Below are 8165 nucleotides of genomic sequence, written 5' to 3' on the forward strand. Positions count from 1 at the left end.
ATCGTCGTCGGCGCGCACGACTGGATCGGTAACTTGGTGCAGAACAGCGCCATCCACCCAGTCGTCCTGAGCCCCGAGGCCGAGGCCAACTACACCGACATCGCACTCAAGGCGGTCACCTACGACGGCCAGATCTACGGCACACCTTACTCCGTCGAGTGCCTGGGGCTGTTCGTCAACAAGGCCCTGACCCAGGTCACCGAGCCGGCCACCATCGAGGAGATGGTCGAGGCAGGCACGGCCGCCGGTACCGAGCTCGTTCTCTCTCAGGCGGTCGATGAGAAGGGCGATGCCTACAACATGGAGCCGATCTACACCGCAGCAGGAGGCTACTTGTTCGGAAAGAACCCCGATGGCTCGTACAACTCCAAGGACCTCGGCATCGGCCAGGAAGGATCAATCGAGGCTGCGGAGAAGATCCGGCAGCTCGGCCAGCAGGGAGTCCTAAGGAAGTCGGTTACCGCGGCTAACCACATCTCCTTGTTCACCGACGGCAAGGCTCCCTATCTCATCTCCGGACCGTGGGCCCTGGCGGACATCAAGAAAGCCGGTATCGATTACCAGCTCACCCAGATCCCGGGCTTCAAGGACGTTCCGGAAAGCCAGGCCCGTCCCTTCGTGGGGGTCAACTGCTTCTACGTGGCCTCCAACGGAAAGAACAAGGCATTCGCTGAGACCTTCGTAGCCGACGCCGCCAAGGACATGACCTTCGCGGCGTCGATGTTCCCGTCCAACGAGCTTCCTCCGGCGCAGAAGGATCTCACCGAGAAGCTGAAAACGGAGCAGCCCGACATGGTTGCCTTCGCGGAACTCTCCGCCAAGGCAGACCCCATGCCCGCAATCCCGGCCATGTCGTCAGTATGGGAACCGCTAGGGCGAGCTCAGGCAAACATCGTCGCGGGCGCAGACCCCGCCAGCACCATGACCGGAGTTGGTAAGACTATCAAGGCCTCGATCGAGGGCTCATAGACCAACGCCGGTCCCACGGAAAACGTTCCTCCGCCGTCCCACGATTCTCTTTTCTACTTTCCCATAATTTTGGAAAGGACCTGCCGACAATGACGCCCGCATCCGTCACACCCCCAAGGGAGAAGAGCACCACTATCCGAGGCATCGTCGGACGCATCGTGGTTCTGTCCCTCACGCTGGTGTCCGCGATCTATCTCGTTCCGCTTCTCATCACCTACCGGATGTGGTTGTGGCTGGGAGTCGTCCTCCTCGCCACGGCGGCCATGTTCCTGCTGTACTCGACAAAACGGTTCGTACCGGCCAAGTATCTCTTTCCCGGCACGTTCTTCCTGACCGTCTTTCTCATTATCCCGATCATCCTGACTATCCAGACCTCCTTCACCAACTTCGGGGACGGCTACCGTGGGACGAAGGAGGAGGCGATCACCGCCATCACCAATAACTCCATGGTCCGCACGGAGGACTCCCCCACCTACGGTCTGTCAGTCGCCACCGACAGTGACGTCGCCCAGGGTCCCTTTTCGTTATTCCTGGTCGATCCGCAGACCAAGGAGGTCATGCGCGGAAGCGATGGGAAGAAGATGGAGAAGATCGATCCCTCCACCGTCACCATCGAGGACGGGGTGGTGACCAGAGCCAGCGGTTACACGATCCTGTCCCCCAGGCAGATCAACGACGCTTACGAGAACATCGTCTCCATGTCGGTTCCTTTCTCCGATAAGACCACGGTCAAGGTCCAGGGCGTGCGGACCGCGTTCGAGGGCACCAAGCAAATGGTGTATGACAAGTCCTCCGACACCATCACCAACACCGCGACCGGGGACGTTTACTCCGTCAAGAAGGTGGGATTGTCAGAGCGCTTCGTCAACGCCAAGGGTGAGAGCCTGGCCCAGTCGTGGAAGCAGAACGTGGGCCTGGCCAATTACTCCCGACTGTTCACTGAAGGCAACCTGGCCTCCCAGTTCCTCAAGGCATTCACCTGGACCGTAGTGTTCGCCTTCGGCTCGGTGCTGCTCACATTCGGCCTCGGTTTCTTCCTTGCCCTGACACTCAATGACGACCGGATCAAGGGTAAGAAGCTCTACCGCTCCTTCCTTCTGCTGCCCTACGCAGTGCCGGGCTTCATCTCGCTGCTCGTGTGGTCGAACTTTTACAACCAGGACTTCGGCCTCATCAACCAGATGCTGCACCTCCACGTTCCGTGGTTGTCCGACCCGACCATGGCGAAGATCGCCGTTCTGCTGACGAACACCTGGATGGGCTTCCCCTACATGTTCATCGTGTGCACCGGGGCCCTGCAGTCCATTTCAGGGGACGTCAAAGAGGCCGCCAAGATGGACGGTGCCACCGGGATGCAGGCCACCTGGCGCATCATCACCCCATTGCTCCTGGTCGCCGTCGCCCCGCTGCTGGTGAGCACCTTTGCCTTCAACTTCAACAACTTCAACGCCATCCAGCTGCTGACTGAGGGCGGTCCATTCCCCACCGGCGAGTACACGCGCGGCGGTACCGACATCCTCATCTCAATGGTCTACCGCATCGCCTTCGGCCGCTCCGGCTCCGACTTCGGATTCGCCTCGGCCGTCTCGGTCATCCTGTTCGCCGTGACCGGCGTCCTGGCCGCTTTGCAGTTCCGGGCCACTAAGAAGCTCGAAGACGTCAACTGACCCGAGTCGATTGCGGAAAGAACAGAATCACTATGAGCACCTCTTCCAAAACCGTGTCCAGAAGCTCCGAGAACAGCCTGGCGGCAGAGAACCATATGCCGTTCTCCCGATGGTTCCGTGAGATCGGATGGAGGCACGTCATCGGCGTCGTCGCCCTTGTCTTCGCCGCCTTCCCCGTCCTCTACGTCATCTCCGCCTCCCTCAACCCGCTGGGGACGGTAGCCTCCACCGGCCTCATCCCCACCAAGGTAAGTCTGGTCAACTACCAGAACCTACTGGCGGGAGCGCGCGGCCCCTTCCTGCGCTGGTACCTCAACACCATCATCATCTGCTCGGTAGTGGCCACCGCCCAGGTATTTCTCTCCCTGCTCGGGGCCTACGCCTTCTCCCGCTTCCGTTTCACCGGACGTCGCGGAGGTCTGCTGGCCCTGCTTTTGATCATGATGTTCCCGGCGATCCTGTCCATGATCGCCATTTACACGATGATCTCCGACATCGGCCAGGTCGTCCCCTCCCTTGGTCTGAACACGCTCGCCGGTTACAGCCTGGCGCTCATGGGTGGGGCCCTGGGGCAGGTGTGGCTCATCAAGGGAACCTTCGACACCATCCCCCGCGAACTCGATGAGGCCGCCATCATCGACGGCTGCACCCACTGGCAGGTCTTCAGAATCATCCTGCTACCCACACTCAAGCCGATCATCGCCACCACCTTCCTGCTGGCCTTCGTCGGTGTCATCAGCGAGTTCCTCCTGGGGTCGATCATCCTGACCGACAACTCCCAGAAGACCCTGGCGGTGGGCCTCTACGGCATGCTCGTCGGTGACCGCTCCAACAACCTGGGGATCTTCGCCGCTGGTGCGGTCCTCACCATGGCTCCGGTGATCGCACTGTTCCAGTACCTCCAGCGCTACATCGTCGGGGGCTCCATATCGGGCGCCGTCAAGGGCTGAGTACCTCCGAGTTTCATCCCACCTCAACATCGATGGATCAGGAGCCGCGCGACCGGGACGTCGCTGGTCCCAATTCCCACAAACAGGCCGTGATCTGCGATGATGGCGGAGTATCTTCAGGCGGGAGGAGCCACCACCGGCTCCCGCGAAGAGATTCTTATATCTTCACTGATCCTCATAGGATTCATTCATGCCGCAGAGACTCACTCTCACCGACATCGCCGATCAGGCGGGCGTCTCTACCGCCACCGTCTCGCGTGTACTCAACGGAAAATCCAACGTGGCCGACTCGACTCGTCGGCAGGTGCTCGCCGCCCTCGACATCCTGGGCTACGAGCGGCCGGAGTCCGTGCACCAGTCCTCCCGAGGACTCATGGGACTGATCGTGCCCGAACTGAGCAACCCGATCTTCCCCCTGTTCGCCCAGCAGATCGAGCAGCTCCTGGCCCCTTCCGGGCACACGCCGTTGCTGTGCACCCAGACGCCCGGCGGCATCAGCGAGGACGAGTACATCGAGATGCTGGTGGACCGCGGCGTCGCGGGGATCATCTTCGTCTCAGGGCGCCATGCGGACACCACCGGTGATGTCACCCGCTATCAGCGTCTGCGTGAGCGCGGCATCCCGCTGGTGACGGTCAACGGCAACGCACCAACCATCAAGGCCCCGGGCTTCGCGACCGATGACCGCCGGGCGACCCGGATGGCGGTGGACCATCTCATCGCCCTGGGACATCAACGCATCGGATTGGCCATGGGGCCGATGCGCATGGTCCCGGCTCAGCGCAAGCGGTCCGGCTACGAGGACGCCATGAGCGAGGGCCTGCCCGAGGAGCCCCTGCGGATCGTTGAGACGCTCTACACCTACGAGGGCGGTATCAGTGCCGCACTGCACCTGCTTGAGCAGGGTTGCACCGGCATCGTATGCTCCTCGGACGTCATGGCCCTCGGAGTGGTCCACGGGGTGCGTCAGACAGGCAGATCCGTGCCGCACGACGTCTCCGTCATCGGCTATGACGACTCACCGCTCATTCCCATGACCGACCCGCCGCTGACCACGGTACGTCAGCCAGTGGACTCCATCTGCCGGGCGGCCGTGTCCACACTGCTGGCCCAGCTCGACGGCGAGCGGCCAACCGACACCGAGATGCTCTTCGCCCCCGACCTCATTGTGCGCGACTCGACCGCAGCCGCCCCTATCGACTGAGCCGTAGGCGCACTCCACCGCAACGCGCTGGGCAGCGCTGGCCCACGCCGGTCCAGGAGCACCGAGTTCCGTCCGGCTCAGCGCGACCACGTTCGGGCCAGCCGTGCGCCCATATCTCTCAGACGGTCCTCCAGCGTGTCAGAGCCGACGGCGTCCCAGGGCTCGACGGCATGGGGCTCCTGCAGGCTGTAGGCGTTGGAGATGCCGGCGCCGGCGAGCTCACCGCGAGTGGTGGCGCAGCGCCCGCACACCAGGGCGACCGGCAGCGCCCGGGAGGCGGCATGGTGACCGACGACACCCACGACACCGTCGGCCGGAACGTCGTAGAGCTCGCCCGAGGCGGTGACCACCAGGTCCTGGTCGTTCACCACCCCTGACAGATCAAGGATCCCCGCCATAACCCTGGCTCCGGGTCGAGCCCATGCACCCAGGGACCGCAGCACCATGGCGCTGCCCCCTGCCGCACCAGTCCCCCAGGTTGAGGCGCGCACCCTCGCCTCCCCTGCGAGTTCCAGGTTCCCAGGAACCGGCGACGTCCGGGCGCCGTCGAGCACAGAGACGACAGGAAGCATCCTCGTCCCTCCAGAGGAGCTTTGGCGGATGGTGTCAGCTGCATTCACGGCCTCCATGGCAGCGGCGCAGGCACGGCGGTCCAGCTCCTGGGCCTGCTCGGGGCTCAAGGAGGTGACCTCCGTCAGGGCCGCCCCGGCACCGTTCATGCCTCCCAGCGCGACGTCGTCGGCCAGGACCAGCCCGAGACTGCGGCCGGCCAGGAGGTCCATGGCCGCAGTGGCGCCGCCGAGGGCGTCAAGCGCTCCGACTCCGCCGTCGTGGACGGCCGATCGTGACAGCCCGACCAGGAGCGTGTCGGAGGGACGTGTGCGCCGCAGGGCGGTGCCAATGACCTGTCCCAGACCATAAGTACTGCCCTGAAGCGCCTCCCTAGCTCCCTCATCAGGGTCGGTGGGAAGCGCCAGGAGGCGGGCGGCATCGAGGAACCACGTCCTGCCCTGCTGAGGACGCCGGCTTCCGCAGTGCAGTGGCCTGGGAGTCAGTCCTACCAGATCAACCTCGCGGATCTGTCCGAGCGGCCCCTGGCCCTGAAAGACCTCGCGGGAGGCGACACGCTCCGGGGGGATCACCTGGACCGAGCCCGGGCCGCCGTCAGCCATCGGCATCAGGGACAGGGAGTCATTGGGGCGCACCGCCTGCCAACCGCTTGCCAAGCATGCGACGACACGGTCGGCAGGCAGACCACAGTCCGGTCCGACCAGCGTTACTCCAGCGGGTTCAGGCCATAGACCGCCGGGGGCGAGGAGAACCCTCATGCACTCATCCTCTGAAGTGGGGTCGACACGCAGTCGTAGTCATGAGGCGATGACGCCACCGAGACGAGCAAGAAGGAGGGTCTCTGCGACCACGATGTGCTCGAGCTCACCCAGATGCATGGACTCGTTCTCGCTGTGGGCCCGGGTGTCGGGGTCCTCGATACCGGTGACGAGTACCTGTGCCTCGGGGAAGGTCTCCTTGAGGGTGGCGATGAAGGGGATGGAACCGCCTTGGCCGATGTTGACCGCCTCGACACCCCAGGCAGTGGACAGGGCCCATTGGGCGGCCTCGGAGGCGGGAGTGACCTCGGACCCATCGAAGGCCGGACCCGCTTCGCGACCGCTGACAATCAGCCGTCCACCGAAGGGCGCATGCTTCTGCAGGTGGGCGACCAGTGCCTCCTGAGCCTCGGCGGGATCCTGCCCCGGCGCGATGCGCAGCGAGAGCCGAGCCGTGCACGAGGGGGCCAGGACGTTTCCGGCCAGATCCAGAGGAGTGACGTCCATACCGATGAGGGTCAGGGAGGGCTTGGTCCACAGCCGCGCGGTGAGGTCACCGGTGCCGATGAGCTCGACGCCGTCGAGAACTCCGGCATCAACCCGGAAGTCGGCCTCCGGGTAGTCCGGGAAGTCGGCGTCGGCCCGGGAGCGGCTGACCAGCCCGGCAACGGCGACGTCGCCAGCATCATCGTGGCAGGAGGCGATCAGGCGGCACATGGCGGTAGCGGCGTCCAGAACCGGACCACCGTACTGTCCGGAGTGAAGCGCGTGATCGAGCATGTCGAGGCGGACATCGACCTGGACGACCCCACGCAGCGAGGTCGTCAGGGAGGGAATGCCGACCTTCCAGTTGGAGGAGTCGGCCACGACGATCACGTCGGAGACGAGCCGATCCCGGTAGGTGGTCAGAAAGTTCTCGAAGGAGGGGCTGCCGACCTCCTCCTCACCCTCGATGAAGACCGTCACCGAGCAGGGCAGCTCGCCGTCGGCAAGGGATGCCAGGGTCCGCAGCGCGTGGACGTGGGTAATGACACCGGCCTTGTCATCGGAGGTACCGCGCCCGAAGAGCCGCTCACCGCGGCGCTCGGCAGTGAAGGGGTCCACCTGGTCCCAGCCTGCCGGGTCGCCGACGGGCTGGACGTCATGGTGGGAGTAGAGCAGAACGTGCGGGCTGCCCTGGGGCCCGGCCTTGTGGGCCACGACGGCGGGCCTCCCGGGGGCTCCGTCCGGGGCCGGGGCGCGGAGGATCTCGACGTCCAGACCACTGTCGCGCAGAAGAGCGGCCACGGCCTCGGCGGAGCGTCGAACCTGGGACTGGTCATGACTGGAGGCGGACACTGAGGGGATCGCGACCAGGTCGATCAGATCGGAGACGATAGTGGTCATGGAGGTGCGCACGGCAGTGCGCACAGCATCAACAGTGATCATGGTTTTCAGGGTATCGCGCCAGTGCCGCTAGTCTGTGCACCGTGAGCCTGTTCAAGAAGCGCAGCCAGCCCCCTGAGCCGGAGCCCGTGGCCGAACCCGCCTCCAAGCCCGGGGGGAAGGGACGCCCCACCCCCAGACGCAAGGACCAGCAGGCCAAGAACCTGCACCCCGTGGTCCCCAAGGACCGTCAGGCCGCCAAGCGAGAGGCGCGGGCGGCCCGTGACGAAGCGTGGAAGCGCCAGAGCCAGGCCATGGTGACCGGTGAGGAGAAGTACCTTCCAGCTCGGGAGAAGGGGCCGGTCAAACGTTACATCCGCGACTTCGTCGATGCGCGCTTCAACTTGGGCGAGTTCTTCATGCCCCTCGTCTTCGTCCTGCTCATCCTCTCCTTCGGATTCAGCCGCATCCTCCCCCAGTACCCCCTGGTGAGCTTCTACACCGTGCTGGCCATGAACGGATACCTGCTGCTGGCGATCGCCGACGCCGTCTGGTGCTGGACGCGGCTGCGCCGCCGGCTCAACGGGAAGTTCGGTGTCGAGCGGGTCAAGAATGAGGGGACGATCTTCTTCTACATCATGTCGCGCTGCTTCATGCTGCGGCGCTGGCGCCGTCCGGCCGC

The 8165-nt window shown here is 64.4% G+C and carries 7 protein-coding genes; 5 read left to right on the top strand and 2 right to left on the bottom strand.

What is annotated here, in order from left to right; genetic code table 11:
- The 4 genes from RWR81_RS11060 to RWR81_RS11075 form a co-directional block, all read left to right on the top strand.
- On the top strand, positions 1–969 hold a 969-nt coding region (locus tag RWR81_RS11060; RefSeq protein ID WP_314457751.1), incomplete at its 5' end, for an extracellular solute-binding protein.
- A gap of 89 nt (positions 970–1058) precedes the next feature.
- Positions 1059–2636 carry an ABC transporter permease subunit gene (locus RWR81_RS11065; RefSeq protein ID WP_314457753.1) on the top strand — a complete coding sequence of 526 codons (1578 nt, stop codon included), beginning with the start codon at positions 1059–1061 and terminating at the stop codon, positions 2634–2636.
- Positions 2637–2668: 32 nt separating this feature from the next.
- A complete protein-coding gene (locus RWR81_RS11070; RefSeq protein ID WP_314457755.1) occupies positions 2669–3586 on the top strand; it encodes a sugar ABC transporter permease in 918 nt (305 codons plus the stop codon).
- A 190-nt stretch (positions 3587–3776) separates the two neighbouring features.
- Positions 3777–4790 (top strand): LacI family DNA-binding transcriptional regulator, encoded by a 1014-nt coding sequence (locus RWR81_RS11075; RefSeq protein ID WP_314457757.1) that lies wholly within the window; start codon positions 3777–3779, stop codon positions 4788–4790.
- A 77-nt stretch (positions 4791–4867) separates the two neighbouring features.
- Here the strand turns inward: RWR81_RS11075 and RWR81_RS11080 are convergent, their stop codons facing one another.
- Positions 4868–6118 carry a glycerate kinase gene (locus RWR81_RS11080; protein WP_314457759.1) on the bottom strand — a complete coding sequence of 417 codons (1251 nt, stop codon included), beginning with the start codon at positions 6116–6118 and terminating at the stop codon, positions 4868–4870.
- Between the two features lie 39 nt (positions 6119–6157).
- Positions 6158–7546 (bottom strand): dipeptidase, encoded by a 1389-nt coding sequence (locus tag RWR81_RS11085; protein ID WP_314457760.1) that lies wholly within the window; start codon positions 7544–7546, stop codon positions 6158–6160.
- Positions 7547–7587: 41 nt separating this feature from the next.
- Here RWR81_RS11085 and RWR81_RS11090 point away from each other — a divergent pair.
- The coding region (locus RWR81_RS11090; RefSeq protein WP_314457762.1) for a DUF3043 domain-containing protein at positions 7588–8165 on the top strand (578 nt) is incomplete at its 3' end.

The sequence above is a fragment of the uncultured Actinomyces sp. genome (genome assembly GCF_963526355.1).
Lineage (GTDB): Bacteria > Actinomycetota > Actinomycetes > Actinomycetales > Actinomycetaceae > Actinomyces.